Here is a 20,316-nt window from a genome sequence, read left to right on the forward strand (position 1 = left end):
GGGCTGTCCGGAAAAACTGAGAACATGAGTCAGAAGGGCAGGGAAGGGCGCTTTATCCAGAAATTCTGTGGATAAATCAGTGAATCCCGGGGGAAAACAGGCTGTATCTGCCGTTCCGCCGTCGCCTCACTGACTTGTGCGTTATTTAATCTCTCCGGGTCTAATTCCCCGCCGCTTGCGGCGATAATCTGTTAATGCTAATGTATGCGTACATTAGCATTAACAAGGGCATGAGGCATGAGAGATGAAACCAAAGAGGCCATGCGGTTGTTTATCGGTGGCAGATGTTACACGGTGGCGAACCTCGAAAGGGATTATCTGGCCGAAGTGACTGGGTACAGTGACGACCGCTGGGAAGCGCCGCAGCGTGCCGCACGTCTGGCGGCCGCGGTCAAACGCTACAAGACATCAGAAATGTTGCGCTTTATTTTTGCTACCATCGCATACGATCCCGACCCGGACTTAACCCCGCTGGCCGTGAAGCGGCTGTGTAATGCCCTGTTTGGCAGAACAGGGAGCCAGTGGCTGATTGTTGAAGTATTCGGGGAAAAGGGGCGGCAGCACCGCAGCGCCGACAGCACCCCGGAGGCCGTGGAAAAAATGGCCGCCAGATACCGCCGTGCAGCCGGACAGCACTGGGCGGCAACGCTGGCCGAAATTGAACGAGTAAAGCGGCTTTATCAGGTGGGGGTTAAGAAATCCAGAAAAGAAGAGGGCTAATTGTCCATAATGCTAATGTATGCGTACATTAGCATTAAAGTGCTGCCTGCCAAGCATCGCCGCGCTGTTTTTGATGATCGTATTGATTTTATTCTGCTTTTCCTTTTTCCTGTCGTTTTTTTATCTTTTCCAGCCGCTTCACGGAATCCGCTTCTTCCTCCGGTGTCACTGTTCCGCAGGAATACCCGTCTTTATCATAACGAGCCGCACCGGCAATCACCGTCAGACGATAACCTCCGGCATACGATACCGAAGACAGGCAGCGGGTCAGTGTCCGTACAGAAACCGGCAGTTCCCTGATTTTCCGGTCCAGGAGCAAATCTTCTTTCAGTCCGATTTTCATCGGCCGCAACTGACCGTCCGGAAACAGTTCCGGCCAGTACCGGGTAATAACCCCCAGTGCCTCAATGATATTCATCCGTTTTTTCGGCGGTGTCGGCGGGACAGGGACTTTTTCAGGCTTCACCGCTGGCGGTTCAGGTTTTTTTGTTTTTTTGACGGGAGCGGGGGACTTTACGGCCGGAGCCGCTTTATTTTTTTTCGGACACGGGACTGCATCTATCCGCTGTTTTCTGCGGAACACCGGCTGTATCGGGGTTTCTTTACTTTTTTCCGATTCTGCTTTCGGTTTACGGTTCAGCGTGAGAACGGGACGGGATGTATCACTCATTACGGGTTCCTGCCGGTATTAATTCATCATTCTTAAATACCATCAAAAAGAAAATCAATCGCCGCTTTTATTTCTGTACGATAAAGGGAGGCATCACAAAACACAATACCCAGAGAACGGGCTGGAATACTGGCCATCTCATGTATCATGACTGCATATTCTTTATCATCGGTCAGTCTGATAAGCGGAACCAACCGTTTGGGACGAGTACCTGCCGGATAATTTTCAACGGGCAGCAGGGGAATCACAATCCTGCGGTTCAACTGACCGATAATATCGCTTGTTACATCAAGCAACATAGGATAGACAGCACTTTTCCCGGTATTATTGTATACAGTGAACTGCATTCTTAAAATGTCCTGTATTCATCGCTGAAACAACCATGTTCATCATGAAACCGGTTGAGTGCTTCCAGTGCTTCACTGTTTTCCTCCTGCCATTTTTTCGCTTCATACCGGCGTAGTTCCGCATCAAGCGCAGCTGTCAGGGTGGCACTGAGATTAATTCCGGCCTCCCGCGCACGACTGAGCAGGACTCGTTCTACAGTCATGGTAACGCTTTTGGTTGCCCGTTGTTTTATAGCCATAGATCCCCTCCGTACCAATTATCGTGTAAGATACACGATTAATTATGCACATTATAACACGAAAAAAGTAATGCATCTTAAAAAATGGGCGTAAACTATCCTATTATCAAATACACCGGACGTCCGGAATATACGCATCAGGAGCCAGCGCTGAGTTTAACAACCCGTATAACTGTCCGTTCTGATACACCGCACAACCTCGCAGTATCACGGATGCTTTGTCTGTTTTTGACCCGGAGTTCGATGATTTTTTTATGCAACTGCTCATCAGCCCGGCGGCCCCGGTATTTTCCGGCTGCCTTCGCTTTCGCAATCCCCTCTTTCTGCCGACGGCGGCGATCCTCATAGTCTTTGCGGGCAATCGCGGCCAGCATATCAAGCATCATCCCGTTAACCGCCTTAAGCATTGTCCGGGTAAAATCATCACTGACAGGTGATGTCAGCGCCATATGGCTTGTCGGGAGGTCAAGACTGACAACCACCAGGTTTTTTTCACTGATAAGGTACTTTAATTTCAGCCAGCCATCCTCATCCATACGTGAAAGACGATCAACCTGCTCGATGAGAATAATGTCACCGGGCGCAGCGTCATCAAGTAACCGTAAAAGCTCCGGCCGCCGGAGTGATGCCCCCGAGACATTTTCGGTGTACCAGCTTGCCATCCGGAATCCTTTTTCTTCCACAAAGGTTTTCATCCTGTTTTTTGCCCGGAGAGCATCCTGCTCTTTTGTTGAGGCGCGGAGGTAACCATGAATGTACATTTTTCACCCGTTTGTGACACTTAAATGATGATCTTAATATACGTGACAGATAGGTTATGATCCAATAGAAAAATGGCAGTATTTCAGGTTATGACGCTGGGGTAGACTCAAATATCATCACCCTCAGTAGACTGGGGTATGTCTTATTGATATTCGCACGTGGTAGGAGCATAATTTACCCACACCACGTACGAATAAGGAAAGAAAACGGCTACATTTTATAGAAACGCCGATCTTTGAACGTCTGATTAATGAGTTGCTGACTCCTGATGATTATCAGAAATTTCAGGCATATTTGCTTTCAGAGCACCACTACTGGTGCGACTATTTCACAGATAGGAGGATGCCGGAAAATCCGCCGGGCATTACCTGCTAAAGGTAAAAGCGGAGGAATTCGGGTTATTTATTACTATATTGGCAAAAGATGGTGAAATCTATTTGCTATATGCTTATCCCAAGTCAAACCAAGAAAATTTAACCGATAAGCAGAAAACCATAATGAAGCAATTAGTGCAACAGATAGAGGCTGAAAAATGAAAGATGAAATGTTTAATGAACTGATTAAAAGTATGCAGCAGGCCGTTGTCATTCGTCACGGTGAAATAAAACCTGCACGCATAACTTCATATTCCATTCCTGATGTGAAAACAATACGTGCGAATGCAGGTATGAAGCAGGATGAATTTGCTCTGACAGTAGGAGTATCCCCCTCTCTTGTGCAAAGCTGGGAACAGCATAAACGCATCCCTAACGGCGCCAGTCTGAAAATGCTGCGGGTCATAGAAAAACATCCGGACATGCTGCAAATATTCCTGCAAGCCTGACCCTCACTTCCAATAGGGGGTTGTAAGCGAAAAACCACCAAAATTTCCGTCCAGATATTTTTAGTTATATTTGGGAGCCCATATTAATTATGACGTTGAATTTCCGTCATAAGAGCCTTATACCTGTACATCGGTACAGAACACCAGATTTTGTTCATCCTCTGATGCGTTATAGGTGTGATATTTTGAAACATTAATTTGTTAACAAAGGCATATTGTGTGAAAAAATTAAAACAAGCGTCTAAAATAAAACTAAACGTTGGTTTATGTTCTTACTTTTTATTGATAACAACACCACAGTTGTATCCGCTTTTTTTTATAGGTAGCACTGTAAGTTTTCATGATGGTACATCTATTTATTCTTTTCTGTTTTCATTGTTAATTATCCTGTTAAGAGCGACCTTGCTTAGCCTGGTTTTCAAACACTCACTAACAGTGATGTCAGTCACAAAAAGAATATTAATTTATTTCATTTCACTAATAACAATAATAGAGTTAATAAATGCATTAATTTGGCTAATCTCTGGCTTTAATTTCAGAAATTATCATTTATTTGCAGCCGTCATTAATTCAACGCCGCTATTCATTTATATAATTACAGTGTCAATTTTTTTATCACACCTATTAAACAAGGATTGCCATGTCAGGAAATAAAGACATATTGATTCCGGTCCAATTTGGAAAATGGTCAAACTGGTATACTATACAATCTTATATAGGAAAACATAAATATACTGTTACTTATGATTTCAGAGATACATTTATGGAAATGCCATTTGATGTTCAATTTAGGATCATGAGCCCGGAAGGGATGCAGGTGATTCAAACTTTAGGTCCTGGTCAGTATATTGTAGAGGGAGAAGGTACTGGCAGCGACTATATTAGACTAAGAGGATTAGCAATGGGATTCGCCTCTGTAGTCGTTACCGTTCCCGCCTGGTGAAATTTTATTACAAATAAGGCGATGAATTTAACTATTTTTACCCGGGGTCTGAAGTCCAATGGAACGAAAACGTACGTTATCGAAGTAACCAACTGATATATAAAACATCATTTACATAGAAAGCCCGCCTTAAAATGGTGTCTTTTTAATCGAAAAATGGCATTTAGCGGACAAGGTTGTCTACTAATCGATTTTTCAGACGTTCATTTTTAGCTTACCGTACGTTTTCGTACGGTTGGGCTTCAACCCCCAATACCGTCTATATGGAAAGGGTTGTCGATGCCATAAAGCGTAAGTGGTTAAAAAACCACTATCACATTTGTCGCCATTAGGAATTTAAGAAACAACGATGGTTGCGGCAGGCAGCATAGGGAAAATCTGCCTGAAATTCATAAATTGAATAATAATTCACCGGATTACCGTAAATTCATACAGCCCCGTCCGGATAAAACAACTGATCGTTCATCAGCATAAGAAGCGAACGCCTGGGAAACAGGGTAAAAACAACTTTCAGTTTCCTAACCATGTACAAAAAACAGTCTTGGCGTGGGATATTTTCCGTTTTTACCCTGCTAACAACTTAATATTGCACGATATTAAAATGTCAGTAACAATGGAATTAAATGAATTAGTTGTACGGAAAAGTGAAACTGTGATGATTGAAACCAATACCGCCGAGGTCAATTTTCTCGGTAAAATTCTTAGAAAGCCAAGCATCAATGTTACTTCTGAAGTTTTTTATCTTTCACTCAATGGCGTTGAGAACGTTCATTATCCACTGAAATCTATGCGGATATTCGCGACTATAGATGAATCAATATTTGGGAATGTATTGCGATTTAGATCTAATAATGAAGACCTGAAAGTAGGTTTTCTGCAAAAAAAAGCAGCAATGTCATTCCTGACAACGATGAATCAATTCCTTTCAGCTCATATACAGGAATATTTACAACAGTGTTTTTCTGAATTTAATCGGCTAGTTATCAGCAATTATCCACGAGACTCCTGGGCTGAGCAGATTGTCAATATGTTATCAGAATTGTACACATGCTTCATGACTCAGCAGAAAATTTGGAAAAAATACTTACCGGTATCGGTTATAGAGAAGATCGAGTTAATGTTGATGTTATTTCCATTCGACATGAAAGCACTGCAGGCTTACCATGAAAACTATCAACTTAAAACCCGTGAAGCGTTTTTTAATGTTGTGGAGACAAATCCTCTCACTATTGAGCAGCGACTGGGGGTTTTGAGGTCAAATGATCGCAATATGGTTTTGGCCGCGGCAGGAACGGGGAAAACCTCAGTGATCGTTGCTAAGTTACTTGACCTGATAGACAGAAGACTTGCCACACCTGACGAGATTCTTGTTCTCGCATATAACAGAGCTGCAGTTAATGAGTTAAAGGAACGTTTAGAAAGCAAGGCTGTTAATGGAAACATTTCTTTTGTTACTAAACCCAATATTTTGACTTTCCACGCACTGGGCAGACAAATACTCAGAGAAGCCCAAATGTCAAATCAAATCAGTGTGTTTGCCGAAGATGATTATAAACTTAAACAATGGGTGACTAAATGGGTTTACGAGTACATTAGTACCGACCCTGCACGTATTTTTGATTTCATAGAATTATCAACTCTGCCAATTGATACGATACAATTTAAAACCAAGTCTGAATATGAAAAATATATCCGGGATAACGAATTCCGAACATTAAAAGGGGAAAAAGTAAAAGGTTATCAAGAGCTTATTTTAGCCAATTATCTTTATGTAAATAAGATAGACTATGAGTATGAACCACAGTACTTAGTAAAAAGGCGTTTGGATTCTGGGTTTGATTACCGTCCGGATTTTCATATTAAAGATACTGATATTTATATTGAGCATTATGGTATTGATCGTAACGGAAACACCAGGCCGGATATTAATAAAGAGAAATACAATGAAATAAGAAAAAAAAAGCAAGCTCTTCATGATGAGTATAAAACAACTCTGATTGAGACATTTCATTATGAGTGGCAAGAAAAAAATTTACTTCAAAAGTTAAAAGATAAATTAACTGCAGTCGGAATTGAATTTAATCCGATGAGCCCTAATGAAATATTTGAAGAAATCAATCATCAACAGGAACTGGGAAGTTGGTCTGATATGATGAAAAAAGCACTTCAGGCAATTCGCGTGGAAAGATTAGATAAGCAGGGCATTTTAGAAAGGCTAACAGCAGCTGAAATTTATAATGCAGACAAATACTCAGATATTTTAAATCAGTTACATGATGGTTACGTTACAGAACTTAAGTTACAAAATGCAATAGATTTTGATGATATGATTATTCGGTCTGCTGAGATTGTTCAGACAGGGAAATTCACCCCTCAATGGAAATATATTTTACTTGATGAGTTTCAGGATATTTCGACCGCCAGAATGGAATTAATTATAAATATTTTGGCAAAAGGGCCTTCGCCATCGTTAACTGTTGTCGGAGATGACTGGCAGTCTATCTATCGTTTTTCCGGCGGAAAACTGGAGCTAACAACACGTTTTGATGAATTGGTAGGAACTTGTACGTTAACAAAACTTCAAAAAACTTTTCGTTATAATAATAGCATCGCTAATTTTGCAGGGACATTTATTATGCAAAATCCAGAGCAATATAAAAAGGAAATTGATACTCATCATAAGGTAGAGAATTCTCAGGTTTATCTTCTTGATGATAAAATCGGTTGCCAGAAAGGATTGTATGAAAGGACTCTTGAGGTAATTATGAAAATACGGCAACATGAACCATCTTCATCGATTATGATTATAGCCCGTTATAATTATCTTTTAAAAGAAGCATCTAATATTATCTGGAATGCTGAATTTAAGGAAAATATATCTTTCTTAAGTTTCCATAAGTCAAAAGGACTTGAAGCTGATTATTGTATATTGATTGGATTTTCACAAGGGAAAAATGGGTTTCCCAATGAAAACAGAGGTGATGCTGTTATTGATGCCTTACTGCCATCGCTGGATAATTACCCGTATTCTGAAGAACGGCGTCTCCTGTATGTGGGGATCACTCGGGCAAAGAAAAAATGTTACATTATTGCAGATCCGACAGCACCATCTGATTTTATTTCTGAGCTTCTTACACCAAAGTATGATTTACAAATAGTATCTGAAACATTTAAGGAACAGTACCGGAAAATATTTAAATGCCCTTATTGTGAGTCAGGCTACCTCCGGTTAGTGAAAGGTAAATTTGGTGATTTTTACAGTTGCAGTACAGGTCTGGGATGTTCTGTCAGAAAGGCAAGAGTGTGTGAAAAATGCTCATCTCCTTCCGTCGATATGAGAAGCTATAGTCAATGCAACAATTCCGGATGTGATAATAAAATGAAAATCTGTGAAAAATGCGGTAGACCAATGAAATTAAGACAGAGTAAATATGGAAAATTTTGGGGGTGTAGTGGTTATGGTCTCAAAGATGACCGGTGTACTCATATCTCAAATTAATATTTTACGGAATACTAATTTGACTACTTTTATATCGGTTCGAAATTAATATATTTTTATTTTTTACCATGGCGATATTATGACATTTGGGTATACTCCCCCCCCCCTTTAGAGCTAATGGATAAGTGAATACCTTGACACAAAGTCTCTTATAAGTGACAATCAAGTTATCAAATGAGCAAAGGATTAACCCGACCATGCCTTATACGGCAAAGCGATACCAGACAGAAAAGGGTGAAGTTCCGTTCACCGACTGGATGAAAAAACTCAGACGTAAAGATCAGACTGCTGCATCAAAAGTGGATACAAGAATAGCCAGGGCTATAGGCGGAAATTTCGGAGATCACAAATTTGAAAGAGACGGTGTCTGGGAGTTGCGTATTGATTATGGGCCAGGATATAGAGTTTACTATTCCATTGAAAATACAGAAATTATCCTCCTGTTAGTCGGTGGAAATAAAAAAACACAATCGGCAGATTTAGATAAAGCAATTATTTATTTGCAGGATTTCAAAAAGAGGTCACAAAAATGACTACGTTCAAAAAACCAGAAAAATATTTGGGTGATTCAGATTATCCGGCAGCCGTTGATCACAACACAGCCATGATTGAAGAGCTTCGTGCAGATCCGGAATACGCGGATGCCTATCTTGCTAATGCGCTTGAAGAAATTAATGAACCCGGAGGGCTTGGAGGATTTCTTGTCGCTTTACGTCAGGTGATTGATGCCAGAGGGGGTATTGCCGAAGCTGCAAAAAAATCAGGACTTGCCCGGCAGAGTATCTACCGCGCATTATCGGAAAAGGGAAATCCGACTATCACAACACTAGCCCAATTGACAGCAGTGGCCGGATTACAATTAACACTCAGTAAATCTAATCATTGAACAGTAGCCCGTCCGCGGCGGAACCCACGAATCTGTAAGCCTATGGTTACCCTCGGATTCAACTGAAAAGAGAATGAAACGATTGAAAATAATTGCTGATTATCAAACTATGGCTGAACGGGCTGCCAAAGCAGAACGGTCTGGAAACTTTAATCAGGCGTCAGTTTTGTGGCATGAAGCCTGGTTGCTGGCAAGATCTTCCCCCAACCGGGAATGGTGCGAAATACGATCTCAGTTGTGCAGTAATTTTTTTAATCGCCGAACTGACTGCCGTTAGAGCCTATAACAGAGTTTGATGGTCAATCGTGCTAAAACGCACGTCAATAAGTTAATCGATTGTTTTTATTGAAATTTATTCATTGCAAAAATTTCGGCGGTTCCGGCGTATAACCCCATTATTGATGTAGGAAATTACCGAGGGACAGTTGTAAGTATCCCAGAAAAAACCTATTGTCACCCCCGTTTTTGCAACACTGATTTTGATTTATGATGGGCTTGCTTAAATCTATCCAGCGTCAATATGGACAAGGATGTCCGCGCCTCGATGAGTTCCGCGCCCGACGCACCTAAAAAGTCCCACGGCTTCAATGAGCCACTTTTTTTGTCAGGTTTTTCATCAGGCCGTCAGGCCGTTCATGTCATCAATAATCAGTCTTCGCAAAACCAGATGGGTAACATCTTAAATTAATGATTACCCCTCCTGTGGAGAGAATTCTATCGTTACTTTTCGAACACGCTGTTTTGTGTCGTTATTGCCCAGGCTAAGGTAAAAGTGATCAGTCCCCAGTAGTCCGCGGGCAAAAAAATGACGGTAATGATGCACAGGCTATCGCAATTGCTCTGATGCAGCCAACAATGCAGTTCGTACCACCCAAAAGCCCTGAACAGCAGGATATTCAGGCTCTGCACCGTGCAAGACAGCGTATTGTTAATCACCGCACTGCGACAGTCTGTCAAATCCGGGGACTGCTGCTTGATCGGGGAATAACAATCGGCGCGGCAGTCTCAAGAGTTCGTCGTGCTGTTCCGCTTATTCTTGAAGATGCTGAAAATGGTCTTAGCGTTAGAATGCGCAGGACGATTGCAGAACTTTATGATCTCTTTAATGATCTTGGTCGTCGTATAAGCTTTTTTGATAAAGAAATTGATGTTGTGTTCAGGCAATCAGAAGCCTGCCAGCGCATTGCCAAAGTTAAAGGCATTGGCCCTAAAACAGCAACAGCTGTTGTTGCTGCGATTGGCAAAGGAACTGAATTTAAAAATGGTCGTCACTTTGCCGCATGGCTTGGTCTGGTTCCACGACAGCACTCGAGTGGTGACAGGCAGGTACTGATGAATATGACGAAAAAAGGCGACAGGCATTTGCGGACACTTTTTATTCATGGTGCCCGTGCTGTCGTCAGAGTTGCCACGAATAACAATGATGGCGGCCTGCATCAGTGGGTAAACCAGCTAAAGGAACGGTGCGGGTTTAATAAAACGACCGTAGCGGTGGCTAACAAGAACGCGAGAATAATCTGGTCGATGCTGAGAAATGATACCGAGTATCAGGCAGTTGGAAGTTAGTACCCAGCCAGACGAGTTGCAGTGTACTGAAAAATGGTGACAGGTTGCACCTGCACAATCGGAACCTGACTATTATATTGGCCTCAGAGGCCGTCCAGTTGTTGAGGCGATTGTGTGCGGATTACCCATTTGGGCACAGGTTTTCCTGATGCCGGATAGATGTAAGCAACAACCCAAAACCAGATTCTGTACTTGCAAAACAGGGGTAGTCCATAGATGTAATAGCTGGCTTCGGATATACCGGCTTCACGGCAGACATCTTTGACTGTACGTCCGGCTTCAACGGACTTCAGAACGGCGATAATCTGATGTTCAGTAAATCGGGCTTTGCGCATGGCGATATCCTCCGAATACATATCAGTATGGATGAAAATCTCTGAAAGTGAATGGGACTTTTTCCGGGGTGCTCACACAATATGTTGATATACAATACATTTTCATCAATGACGGAATAATCTGCTCAGGATAGATCTGCCTGTTTTTATACCAAAATACGATTCTTCTAACTATATGAATAAAATATCTTAATAGATGACATAGCCATAGGATCATAGGATTATAGGATTATAGGATTATAGGATTATGGGATTATGGGATTATGGGATTATGGGATTATGGGATTATGGGATTATGGGATTATAGAGTGCGTCATAAGGATGCCAATTTGCTCTGATACAGATTATTTTAAATAATTAAGGCTTGTCGCCTGAATGACATAATCCTATAATTACAGGATTACAGGATTACAGGATTACAGGATTACAGGTTCGCCTTATATGAGGATATTATGAGTACAATAATTTCATTTCTTAACGGAAAGGGTGGCGTCGGTAAAACTACAACCACCATTAATGTAGCTACCGCGTTGGGTAAAATGGGACATAACATAGTTGTCGTTGATACAGACCCACAACAAAGCATAGGAAACTGGTTTGTTCCTGAAAAATGCAACTTTGACGTGGTATCCGTCAGTTCACAAAAAGAAGTCTATTCAATTAAAAAAAGTCTGAAATCTTATGATTACACTATTATAGACGGTGCAGCGGCCATTTCCGAAATATCCTCAGCCGCTGTAATGGTCAGCGACTTAGTAATAATTCCTGTTACAGCCTCTCCTTTAGATTTTGCCGCCAGTACAGCAATATTAGCCGTAATAGAGGCTCGTAACGATTTACAACCCGTCAAAGCCAGGTTTTTAGTAACTAAGAAAGTTCATGCTGCAACAATGGTTCGGGTTTTGAAGGATTCAATTCAGGAAACTGGTTTCAAAGCTCTGAGAACAGCGACAACCCAAAGACAGTCATACATAAAAACCATGCTTGATGGCGGAACAGTATTTGAAACATCAGATAATCAGGCAAAAGGAGAGATTGATAATATCGTGCGGGAAATTTTGGAGATTTTAAATGAAAAATAACAGTAAATTATTAATGAAAAGTGGTCAGAACAGACAACTTTCCTCTGCAATTGATGCCATAAAAAAACCATCTTTGCCAACTAAAAAATTACAAATGAACATTCCTGAAGAGCTACATCAACGCTTTAAGTTTTCTTGTCTTAAACAAAATGTTGATATGACAGACATTGTCATTTCACTGGTAATTCAATGGCTGACCGAAAATGAAGATAAACCGTGATGCACAAAAAATCAAATCAGACGATTTAACCACATGAAAATATTACTATATACATTAATTATTATTCAACTATTTGGCATTTTTAATATCGCATATTCTAAATCACTATTCATCGGAGACAGTCTGACTCTGAGTCTTGCAAAAGGCGCGAAAGAGCTGGACGTTCTGGAATATTATTATCTGGACAGATCCGGGCTGATGAATGAAGCATTTTATAACTGGCCAGCATTCGTGCAACACATGCCGGAAAGCTCCCCTGATTTGATTGTCATCTCACTCGGCGCTAATGACGGTATGCCGCCTTCTTCCGGCCACCGTTACAGCCTGAAAATCAGACGATTCATTTTTATTTTGAAAAAACGCTACCCGGCAGCAGCTCTTATATGGGTCTTACCCCCCTCCATGAAAAACACACAGACAGAAAACGCACTGGTGAACACCCGCCGGATTATTTCAGAAACCGCAGAAACAGCCGGTTACTCGCTGTTTGATCCGCGTCCGCTTACAGGCAGAACGTGGACATATTCAGTCAATGGTATTGTTCTGCGTACCGCTGATGGTATCCACTACACACCGGAAGCCGGTAAACTGATTTCAGAACAGATTTACCGGGCTGTCAGACAAAACCAACAACATTAACAGAAAAGGCAGTAAAGGGCGTTTTACCCGGATAATTCTATGGATAAATCGTGATACAGGGATAAAACTGACTGTATCTGCCACAGCACTGACATCCCATTAACCGGTGTGATTTTCAGTCAATTAACTCTCAACTTAAGTTATTCAGCCTTCCCTTTCCCCTGCCGTTTTCTTAACTTTTCCGGACGCCGGAGGAATCCACCTTTTTCTCCGGCATCACAGTCCCACAGGGCCGCCCGTTCTTATCATAACGAGCTGCAACAGCCATAACCGGATTTCAGAACGCGTAGCTGAGCTTAATACTCCCGCCCGCACCGTCACGTTTGCCACTATACCCGTTCAGGTTAACATCCATACTCAGCGGCTGTGTATCCAGCAACTTCACTGTGCTGCCCAATGTCAGTATTGCCGTGCTGCCCTGCACACCCGGTGCTGCAATGTCATAACCGTACGCTGATGCCTTCGCTTTACCGTCAAACTCATACTCATAACCTAACCCTGCACGCACTGCCAACGCTTTTGTGTACTGGTGTGACAGTCCCGCATCCAGACGGATACGATGAGAGTTGATATCATCAAAATGAATGTTATCGCCCGTCACGTTCACATCTTTGCCTTTCAGCTGCATCCACAGGTATTTCGCAGACATATCCGCCGTGTTCTTTTCATCCAGGGCTTTACTGTATCCAGTGCCAATATGTGCTCCCAGATAGTTGCTGTCCAGATTGTAATGTGCCCGTTCTCCCGTACTCAGGTTAATAATATCTCTGGCATCAAATGTGTTGCGGTTTTTACCCGCACGTAATGATACTTCCGCAAATAATCCGGAATCAAAGCCATACTGCCCCAGCACCGCGATACCTGTATAACGGTTATGGCCGTTACCGTTCACGTCGTTCACCACAGCAAAACCGTTATGAGTATTGTAACTGCCCCAGCCGCTTTCAATCAGCACTGCACCAACCAGGGTATTTGTCTGATAACCCAACCCTCCGGTTAACCTGCCGTCTCTGGCATCAATATGTGAACCGCTGTTATAACGGGTTTTACTACCGGACAACGTAATAAACGGAGCCAGTCCTTTATCCGGGTTCTGGTACTGAATGGCATGTACCGTATTATATGCCAGCGTATCTGCCCCCCGGGTCAACATCATGGCCGACGCCAGATGCCCCTCTGACAGCGACTTCAGCTGCGGGTTCACCCGCGCTGCCGGCTTTCCTGGGTCTACCGGCTTTCCTGGGTCTACCGGCTTTCCTGGGTCTACCGGCTTTCCTGGGTCTACCGGCTTTCCTGGGTCTACCGGGTCTACCGGGTCTACCGGTTTTTCCTTACCGATAATGGTGGCAGTCACCAGCTTACCGCCGGTATCTACTGTGGTTTTAATATCATACAACAGGGAAATACCCTGCTGAGCTACGCCATTGGTGGTCATCCCTTCGGCATCGCCACTCATGGTACCGGTAGCCTGTATCAGTACAAACCGGTCATCTGCAAACAACTCCTGACCAGCCATGATGCCCGTCACCTGAATTTTGGAGGTATTATCCTCGCCGCCTTTCATGTTGGTTCCATTGGTACCGAAGGTGACCGTATCTGCAGTGATTAATGCGGTACCTGTATTGGCCAGTGCCGGGTTAACAGTGAAGTTGTAGTACTCGAAGTTGGCTGTTTCTCCAATCAGGGTAACAGGAGATGCCGCAAAATTCAGTGTGTTGCCGGTGAATGTATCATGATAGACGGAGGTGCCGACAGAGTACAGCCCCCCCCCAAACAGGCTGCCGGACACCTCAACAGTACCATTAAGATTAACGGTATTGCCTGTAACCGTAACATCGTCAGTGCCATAGCCCAGGCCGCCATAAACATCACCTTTCACCCGGCTGTTGTCACGGAAAGTTACCGTATTACTACTTACCATTACATCGCCAGTGCCATAGCCAAGGCCCAGGCTGCCATAAACGTCACCTTCCACCCAGCTGTTGTCACGGAGGGTTACCGTATTGCCGCTTACCGTTACATCGCCAGTGCCAGAGCTGGAGCCCACGCTGCCATAAATATCCCCACCCGCACGGCTGCTGTCACTGAGGGCCACCATATTGCCGCTCACCATTACATCGCCAGAGCCAGAGGTAGTGCCCAGACTGCCATAAATGCCCCCCCCCACACCACTGTTGTCACTGAGGGTCACCGTATTACCGCTCACCACTACATAGCCAGAGCCAGAGCCGGCACCGGCATTTACACTGTAACTCACCCTACTGCTGCCACCAAGAGCCACCGTATTGCCGCTCACCGTCATATCACCAGTGCCGGTGCCACTGCTAATACCAAACCCACCATAAACGTCACCTTCCACCCTGCTGTTATCACTTAGGGCCACCGTATTGCCGCTGACTGTCACATCGCCGGTGCCATCGCCGATACCTGCATAAACACTGGTATTTACACCACTGGTATCACGGAGGATCACCGTATTGCCTGTGACCGTGGTATCACCAGTGCCAGTGCCACGACCACCATAAACGACATCCCCGACCCTGCTGTTGTCACTGAGGGTTACAGTATTGCCTGTTATATCGCCAGAACCTGAGCCTCCGTAAACAATACTGCTCACTGTCGTCCCTGTCCCCTGAACAGTTACGGTATTATTACTCTTTTCCGGTAAACTGGTATCCTGGCTGATATCGGTTCCTTCACAGGTAATGTCTACACCGCCATTCACATTCGGCGCAGTGCTGATAGTGCAATCTGCCATAGCCGGAGAGACTGCACTAAATAGTCCGCAGATAAGCAGAGAGAAGGCGCTCCGACGTAATAACGGAGGCGATTTTTTCGTGTTGATAACTTTCATCCTATGACCTTTTACGTGATCTCAGTGGCTGAGTTTGTAGTGGTTTAATAAATTTGGCGCCTGAACAAAGATGATATGCTCACCTCAGAACAAATACTGGTAACTTAATGAAAAAACGAAATATCAGTGCTGAATTCAAATGTCGGACACTGCAACAATTCTGTATATTCCGAATTTGCATAAAGTTCTTCAATCATGACCGCGTTGTGATCACCCGCTGCCGGATAATCTGATTCATTCATGTATTGTTCTGGTTTTTTGAACGTAGTCATTTTTGTGATTTCTTCTTTAAATCCTGCCAATAAAGAACTGCCTTATCCGGCTCTGCCGATTGTGTATATTACCCCGTCAAATGACAGGAAAATAATTTCTGGACTCTCAATTAAATAATAAACTTGGAAGCAAACTTGGAAGCAGGCATACGGCCTGTTCAGGCCGCAGGACAGATTCATGCAAACCACAATATCGTCAGGAACAATCATAGATTCTGACCATGAATCCGGTTATGCTGGTATCAGGCGATACAATATCCTGTCACTGTCAGCGAATTGTCCGTAAAATTGATGTTGTATCATAACTGATTCGAACTGCTCCGCATTTCCGTCCACAAAAAACTCCACCGGACGAACCTGATTTCCTGCATCGTCAAATCCCTCATTCAGCGCGTCACGGGTAACATAAAATACTTGTTTCCCCTGCCCTACTGATATATTTTTCCTGACTTTATGCCTGAGACCAGTGTTTTGCACCTCACTTATCCAACCCAGGTTTTTCAGCATTTCGGTAGCATAGGTCAGCCGGAACAGGGCACTTTGATCCTGTACATCACAGCAACAGGATTTCCACAAATAATCCAGCCGGTGCCGCAATTTTGCCGTCATCATTCGTTGCTGCCCCAGATCACTCAGCCAGAGCAGATCGGCAGACACACAGCGGTGGAATCGTTTTTGCTTCAGTGCCGTTTTGAGCCAGCGGACCAAAAACAGATTTTCAGCCTGTTCACTGCTGCCGGTCAGTCCATCATGCTGGGCAAGTTTAAGGGCGGTCAGCGCGGCGAAGGCCATTCGACCAAGTTGTTTATTTATTTCTTCCGGAGTAACAACCGGTTTTTCAGTCATACAATTCCTTTATATCAGCCGGTTAATGATTAATGCGCGTGGATATACTATCCGTCAGAATAATAAGAGCCAAAAGTTCCGAAGCTGGTATCAGATAATGTTGTAAATAACGTGGTGGATTTAAACATTTTATCTCAATATCAGCTCACCGACTGAATGCACTGTTCTCCTGACGAGAAGTCATATTGTCTCATCAAATTGTTAAACACAACCAGACAAAACAGTTATCCGGACGGAAAAATGAGGCTTCCTGAAGAGGGGGTATTAATTGCACTATTCAGGAAGCCCCTTGTTTAATCAGGTCAGATCTTTAATTTCTTCGGAAGACCCGTTTTTTTGTACAGATGCAATACCGTTCATTGCTCCCTGTTTTGATGCGTACATTTCGCTTGTTGCAATAATTTCATGATTTCCGGCTTTCAACACAAAATAGTATGGCTGAGATGTATCTTTGGCCGATTTTTTTAATTCGTAATACCCCATATTAACTGTCTCCTACTTAAGCTGTATTAATATTCAATCCTCACCAGAAGAGGATATCTGTACATGAAAAAGATAAATTTCAGATTCAGAAACAAGTAAAGGCCTGTGTTGACCTCATGTTTTTTTTGCTTTCAAAACACAAATCAATACGGTTAATAACAAAAAACAGACAGTGAAATTTTTCCGTTTCCTGACCATTAACACCAGCCTAGAAAAATTTCTTCATGAGATTAATTCCGGCTGTCATAAAGTCAGACCGGCGTACTTCACCATCGGGCGACATGGCATCAATAATTTCAGGCAGGTACTCTGCAATTACCGATGATGCTTTATCAGCAGTGATACCGAGCTCTGCAGCAAGTTTTTCAATCGCCGGAGAACCGAAAACAGCCGTTATCTGTTCAGCTGATACCGACAAATTAGCCCCACAGCCAATCCATGATTCGAGCATTCCCCCCAGACCTTCGCTCCTGAAACGGGTCTGGATTCCCTGTATTCCCCCCTGATCTTTAATCCAGTCTAAAATAGCCGTTATCTGAGTTGCTCCTGTAACTTTATCACTCAGCATTCCCGTAATTTTATTAAATAACTCCATGATAACCCCCATGTCATATCCGTAATAAAAAAACTGCCGTAATTGCAGCGGCATACAGAAACTATACCGACTGCACTGATATCTCCAACTTTCCTAACCTCAGTGCGGATTTTGCTGTTATGTAAAAATAATGACGGAACATCTGAAATATATCCGGTACATTCCGGCGCTTTCCCGTCATATAACTGTATTCCTACAGTCATCTGTTAGTATCTCCCCTGGCAACTTTATTGTCAGTATCACGAACTGCAAGGATATCCTGTATAACCCGAGCTCTGATATGGCGCCGGATTTCCTGCGGCCGGCAAATTCTGCCGGTTAATCCCATCGTCCGTATTTCAGTTGCAATGGTATCTGCCAGACAACGGGCTTCTGACTCAGTCAATTTTTGATATTTCATCCGAGCCTCCGTGAACAATCACCTGAATCAGCCTGTACAGGTACAAATAATATATACTTTATTCGTATCCGGAAAATGTTTCCCGTGTGCACGGCTGCTTAACGTTACTGTTATAAATCAGTATAGCTGCATTACTGAATATCCGCATAATATGCCCGTGGATATCAGCACAGAGGTAGTTCAATTGAGACAAAAAAGAATCTATAAGACAATGAGCGATTAAAAAATAGGACGCATCTCCGTAATGAAACCGGTGGTTGGTCATTTGTATGATAAATAAAGATCAAAAAAGACAAATTAATTTTCAATTGTCTTATCATTCCCTTCATCATTTTCCGCTTTAATCCGATTTTTCAGGCGGTGATAGGTTGCTCTTGATATTTCAGTCTTTGCAACCACAGCACTGAAGGGTTCTCCCTGCCGGATTAATACCTCCGCTATTAACGTTTCTTTATGTGGTTTCCTGCCGAAACGAATACCGGCTGCCATTGCCGCGTCACGACCATCATGTGTTCGTTCGAGTAGTCGTGCACGTTCAGCTTCAGCTACCGCCGCCAGAATCTGAATAACCATTTGACCCGTTTCCCCTTCGGTACTGAGCCCGTTTTCCAGAAAACGGATAGCGACCCCTTTTTTATGACAGGTACAGACGATTTTTATCATGTCTGCTGTATTGCGGCCAAGCCTGTCCATTTTCGTACAGAGGATGACATCATCCTTTTCAGCCTGTCCCAGCAGACGCTGAAGCCCATCACGTTCGTCAGCGGAACCGCTCATCATATCGGTAAAAATCCGGTCTTCCCAAATCCCGGCTTTTTTCAGCTCATCAATCTGAATAGTCAGCTTCCGGTGACTGGTTGATACTCTGGCATAACCGAATAAGGCCATTTCACTCTCACTAATTATTAATTATTTTTGATATACTGTAGAGTCATAACATCAAAAAAACGATATCTGAATCTGACACCTGAATTTCCACTGACGAAAAATCAATCTCATATCTCTGTACTTAGTCAACGTAATCAGGAAGAAAAAGGAAACAAATATTTTAGTCATCCACTTATGGGATGACATTTGAAACGCAGAAAAACCCAATGGAAATTAATTAACAACCACTGGGTTGAATAATATTTATAATATAACTCTATATAGATTCCCTTCCAGAATCTCGGAAAACCCGCATCTCCAGATGCGGGTAACTAAAAAAACAAGGTTCAAGTCTAGAGACCCCGTCGACATATAATATTCCTGTTTGCGTCATCAGTAGTGATCTGAACGCCGCCATTGATGAGGCGAACATCGTAGTGGCTGCCAGCACCGGCAGCGTCTGCCGACCAATGGGAGGATATGCTCGTATTAATGCCATACGTTGTCATATCGCCCCACTCCTCCCAAACGCCCCCCTGAGGTTTCCGTGTTCCACCTGAACTACCAGCAGCATTACTTACCTGCGCACGTGTAGGTAATGCATATCCATTACCGAGGTTATTACATTCGTCGTTCGCAACACTCCATATCGCCCGCGTCAAAGGAAAAAACCACGCATTCACGGTAAATGTTTGACTAAACACATCCCCTTGACCCGTTTTGGGTGTTGCTGTGATCGTCACGGTATTCTGTCCACCCGGCTCCCCAATAAAGGTCACATTTCCATTGATATCAACACTCACCCAACTGGCACTGGACGTCCAGTTATAATTATTTGGGTTCGCATTGCTCAGCGTCAACGTGTACGTCGCATTTAAAAAACCGGTCGTAGGAAAACCACTGTTAGGCTGAAAGGTTCTCCCATTCACTGCTATGCCGGAAAGGGCCGGCCCCACGACCTTGCCATTGTTACCGCCGCTGCTCTGATTGCCCTGCCCCGCTGCCGCGTCACTCGCCACGGTCAGCGTGTTCCCCGTCACCGCCAGGCCGTTCTTCGCCTGCACCGACACTTCTTTCACCTTCCCGATGTCCGCCGCCGTCAGCGGGTAATCCGGTACCTGACCCGGTGTGGTCACAACCTGACCGCTGCTGACCACAGCAGCCGTGCCGCCCTTGTCACCCCATGCGTACAGCGACGCATCGGTCGCGTCACCGCCGCTGGCATTAAACGTGTACTGTGCGCTCAGTGTCTCATCCACAACGAGCTT

At 43.6% G+C, this 20,316-nt stretch carries 20 protein-coding genes and 3 pseudogenes; 11 read left to right on the forward strand and 12 right to left on the reverse strand.

Translation table 11 applies throughout. From position 1 onward, the window contains the following. Nucleotides 1-237 precede the first annotated feature (237 nt). A complete protein-coding gene (locus tag X965_RS17630) occupies nt 238-720 on the forward strand; it encodes a hypothetical protein (RefSeq protein ID WP_036419374.1) in 483 nt (160 codons plus the stop codon). A gap of 88 nt (nt 721-808) precedes the next feature. Here X965_RS17630 and X965_RS17635 read toward each other — a convergent pair whose 3' ends face one another. The 4 genes from X965_RS17635 to X965_RS17650 form a co-directional block, all read right to left on the reverse strand. Further along, complete coding sequence (locus X965_RS17635; protein WP_036419377.1) at nt 809-1,390, reverse strand: ProQ/FINO family protein; 582 nt, start codon at nt 1,388-1,390, stop codon at nt 809-811. A 32-nt stretch (nt 1,391-1,422) separates the two neighbouring features. Next, nucleotides 1,423-1,737 carry a CcdB family protein gene (locus X965_RS17640; RefSeq protein WP_036419380.1) on the reverse strand — a complete coding sequence of 105 codons (315 nt, stop codon included), beginning with the start codon at nt 1,735-1,737 and terminating at the stop codon, nt 1,423-1,425. 2 nt (nt 1,738-1,739) lie between these two features. Continuing rightward, nucleotides 1,740-1,976, reverse strand: coding sequence for a type II toxin-antitoxin system CcdA family antitoxin (locus tag X965_RS17645; RefSeq protein ID WP_036419383.1), 237 nt, complete (start codon nt 1,974-1,976; stop codon nt 1,740-1,742). A gap of 137 nt (nt 1,977-2,113) precedes the next feature. Then, nucleotides 2,114-2,737, reverse strand: a complete 624-nt coding sequence (locus tag X965_RS17650) for a recombinase family protein (RefSeq protein ID WP_036419385.1) — start codon at nt 2,735-2,737, stop codon at nt 2,114-2,116. 533 nt (nt 2,738-3,270) lie between these two features. Between X965_RS17650 and nadS the strand changes: the two genes are divergently transcribed. The 7 genes and pseudogenes from nadS to X965_RS17685 form a co-directional block, all read left to right on the forward strand. Then, a complete protein-coding gene (gene nadS / locus X965_RS17660) occupies nt 3,271-3,561 on the forward strand; it encodes a NadS family protein (RefSeq protein ID WP_036419388.1) in 291 nt (96 codons plus the stop codon). A 640-nt stretch (nt 3,562-4,201) separates the two neighbouring features. After that, nucleotides 4,202-4,504 carry a colicin Z C-terminal domain-related protein gene (locus X965_RS17665; protein WP_036419392.1) on the forward strand — a complete coding sequence of 101 codons (303 nt, stop codon included), beginning with the start codon at nt 4,202-4,204 and terminating at the stop codon, nt 4,502-4,504. Between the two features lie 601 nt (nt 4,505-5,105). Then, a complete protein-coding gene (locus X965_RS17670) occupies nt 5,106-8,003 on the forward strand; it encodes a UvrD-helicase domain-containing protein (RefSeq protein ID WP_216598468.1) in 2,898 nt (965 codons plus the stop codon). Between the two features lie 197 nt (nt 8,004-8,200). Beyond that, nucleotides 8,201-8,536 carry a type II toxin-antitoxin system RelE/ParE family toxin gene (locus X965_RS17675; RefSeq protein WP_036419398.1) on the forward strand — a complete coding sequence of 112 codons (336 nt, stop codon included), beginning with the start codon at nt 8,201-8,203 and terminating at the stop codon, nt 8,534-8,536. Then, a complete protein-coding gene (locus X965_RS17680) occupies nt 8,533-8,889 on the forward strand; it encodes a DNA-binding protein (protein ID WP_036419401.1) in 357 nt (118 codons plus the stop codon). Before X965_RS17675 ends, X965_RS17680 begins: the two co-directional genes overlap by 4 nt. A 109-nt stretch (nt 8,890-8,998) precedes the next feature. Continuing rightward, nucleotides 8,999-9,166 (forward strand): ANR family transcriptional regulator, encoded by a 168-nt coding sequence (locus tag X965_RS19950; protein WP_156341082.1) that lies wholly within the window; start codon nt 8,999-9,001, stop codon nt 9,164-9,166. A 506-nt stretch (nt 9,167-9,672) separates the two neighbouring features. Beyond that, a pseudogene (locus tag X965_RS17685) lies at nt 9,673-10,455 on the forward strand (IS110 family transposase); the annotation flags it as partial. A 218-nt stretch (nt 10,456-10,673) separates the two neighbouring features. On the opposite strand, the pseudogene X965_RS17690 reads toward X965_RS17685, so the two are convergent. Next, nucleotides 10,674-10,790 (reverse strand): annotated as a pseudogene (locus X965_RS17690) (transposase); the annotation flags it as partial. Between the two features lie 452 nt (nt 10,791-11,242). Between X965_RS17690 and X965_RS17695 the strand changes: the two are divergent. From X965_RS17695 to X965_RS17705, 3 genes are all read left to right on the forward strand, one after another. Next, nucleotides 11,243-11,872: a ParA family protein gene (locus X965_RS17695; RefSeq protein ID WP_036419404.1), complete on the forward strand. Its 630-nt coding sequence runs from the start codon at nt 11,243-11,245 to the stop codon at nt 11,870-11,872. Continuing rightward, nucleotides 11,862-12,092: a plasmid partition protein ParG gene (locus tag X965_RS17700; protein ID WP_253280783.1), complete on the forward strand. Its 231-nt coding sequence runs from the start codon at nt 11,862-11,864 to the stop codon at nt 12,090-12,092. Before X965_RS17695 ends, X965_RS17700 begins: the two co-directional genes overlap by 11 nt. A gap of 198 nt (nt 12,093-12,290) precedes the next feature. Beyond that, nucleotides 12,291-12,731: a GDSL-type esterase/lipase family protein gene (locus X965_RS17705; protein WP_172794098.1), complete on the forward strand. Its 441-nt coding sequence runs from the start codon at nt 12,291-12,293 to the stop codon at nt 12,729-12,731. A gap of 277 nt (nt 12,732-13,008) precedes the next feature. Here the strand turns inward: X965_RS17705 and X965_RS19680 are convergent, their stop codons facing one another. The 7 genes and pseudogenes from X965_RS19680 to X965_RS19615 form a co-directional block, all read right to left on the reverse strand. Beyond that, entirely contained in the window at nt 13,009-15,489 is a 2,481-nt protein-coding gene (locus tag X965_RS19680; protein WP_036419410.1) for an autotransporter outer membrane beta-barrel domain-containing protein, read from the reverse strand. 200 nt (nt 15,490-15,689) lie between these two features. After that, the gene (locus tag X965_RS17715) at nt 15,690-15,887 is read right to left on the reverse strand and encodes a hypothetical protein (RefSeq protein WP_036419413.1); all 198 of its coding nucleotides are present in this window, start codon (nt 15,885-15,887) and stop codon (nt 15,690-15,692) included. A 201-nt stretch (nt 15,888-16,088) separates the two neighbouring features. After that, nucleotides 16,089-16,703, reverse strand: coding sequence for a DUF2913 family protein (locus tag X965_RS17720; protein WP_036419416.1), 615 nt, complete (start codon nt 16,701-16,703; stop codon nt 16,089-16,091). Nucleotides 16,704-17,000: 297 nt separating this feature from the next. Continuing rightward, complete coding sequence (locus X965_RS17725; protein ID WP_036419419.1) at nt 17,001-17,186, reverse strand: YegP family protein; 186 nt, start codon at nt 17,184-17,186, stop codon at nt 17,001-17,003. A 208-nt stretch (nt 17,187-17,394) separates the two neighbouring features. Then, nucleotides 17,395-17,835, reverse strand: coding sequence for a YidB family protein (locus tag X965_RS17730; RefSeq protein ID WP_253280784.1), 441 nt, complete (start codon nt 17,833-17,835; stop codon nt 17,395-17,397). Between the two features lie 643 nt (nt 17,836-18,478). Beyond that, nucleotides 18,479-19,069 carry a recombinase family protein gene (locus X965_RS17740; RefSeq protein ID WP_036419424.1) on the reverse strand — a complete coding sequence of 197 codons (591 nt, stop codon included), beginning with the start codon at nt 19,067-19,069 and terminating at the stop codon, nt 18,479-18,481. Nucleotides 19,070-19,401: 332 nt separating this feature from the next. After that, nucleotides 19,402-20,316 (reverse strand): annotated as a pseudogene (locus tag X965_RS19615) (hypothetical protein); the annotation flags it as partial.

Source organism: Morganella sp. EGD-HP17, from assembly GCF_000512315.2.
In the GTDB taxonomy this organism is placed as follows: Bacteria; Pseudomonadota; Gammaproteobacteria; order Enterobacterales; family Enterobacteriaceae; genus Morganella; species Morganella morganii.